The organism is Mesorhizobium sp. WSM4806, assembly GCF_055811635.1.
The window spans coordinates 1-1,402 of record NZ_JBVVQZ010000060.1; the positions used below are offsets into that span (position 1 = coordinate 1).

1 protein-coding gene is annotated in these 1,402 nt (G+C 60.0%); it reads left to right on the forward strand.

The window, feature by feature from the left end:
* Positions 1–527: 527 nt before the first annotated feature.
* On the forward strand, positions 528–1,402 hold an 875-nt coding region (locus AC0L2M_RS34565), incomplete at its 3' end, for a YihY/virulence factor BrkB family protein (RefSeq protein WP_473537263.1).

Consider the following 1,402-nt stretch of genomic DNA (forward strand, 5'->3'; position numbering starts at 1 on the left):
CATGGAGCCCGGCTTTCAGGCTATCGTCGGTTGCATGCTGGAGCGGCTGGACGCCAAGAGGCACCAGCTCCCGACCGCCACGCCCAGAATCCCCGCCGGCCGGCCGCGCCAAAGTTAAAACGCAATCAGCCGACCACCACGATTGGCTGAGATGGTAGAAAGCTGGTTATTCTCATTGGTCGCTCGAACAAGCCACTGAGGTCCTGGGCAGGGCAGTGTTGCTATTAAATAAACTCGTCGCATGTGGATGGCGCAGTGTTCTGCAGTCGGTGGATGTTTATTTGTGAGCGCAGGTCTGCACCTGCATCCTTTGGCGCTTTCATACGTTTGGCCGCGAAGAAGATGCTCCGGACCGGCAGCCATGTCGAAAAAAACAACCGACGACGCTTACGAAGATCAAGTGCAGCTTGAGCGGCGGGCCAGACGGCAGGGCCGCGGACGCAATGCCGAATGGCCGTCAGAGATCCAGCCGTGGCTGGAAAGACGTGCTGTGGCGGGTCTTTGCTGAAGTAAACGAGGACCGTGTTATGCTGATCGCGGCCGGGGCCGCATTCTATCTGCTCCTTGCCCTCTTTCCCGCGCTTGCCGCGTTCGTGTCCATCTACGGTTTTGTCGCCGATCCTCAGACCATCGCTGAGCACATTGCGTTCCTTGGCGGCGTACTGCCTTCGGACGGTCTGGACATTATCAGATCTCAGCTTGCGTCCTTGGCCGCTCAGGACACCGGCGCGCTCAGCTTCGGCTTCATGTTCGGCCTTGCCGTCGCACTGTGGAGCGCCAGTAACGGCATCAAGACGCTATTCGAAGCCATGAACATCGCCTACGAGGAGAGTGAAAAGCGCGGCTTTATCCATCTGAATCTTCTGGCCTTGGGCTTCACACTTGGCGCCATCCTCATCGGTATCGGCTTTATCGTCTCGGTGGGGATCGTGCCGGCCATGCTTGCGCTGCTGAACCTCGGCGGTTGGACCGAAGCCCTTGTGCGGATCTTTCGGTGGCCGATGATGCTGATCCTGGTCGGCCTCGGGATCACGCTGATCTACCGCTACGGCCCCAGCCGCGAAAGGGCAAAGTGGCAATGGGCGACATGGGGCGCCTTCCTCGCGGCTGGAGTGTGGATCGCGGTCTCGATAGGGTTTTCCTATTATCTTGAGAACTTCGCCGACTACAACGCGACGTATGGAGCCCTGGGGGCAGTCATCGGCTTGATGATGTGGACCTGGATCTCCGTGATTGTCCTGATTGTGGGGGCGGAGCTGAATGCCGAGATGGAGCACCAGACAGCCAAGGACACCACCACAGGTGCGCAGCAGCCGATGGGTGCGCGAGGTGCCACGGTCGCCGACACGCTGGGCGGATCGGCCGATGCCACAAACCAGCAGTCGCGTTCGGGCGAGCGCAA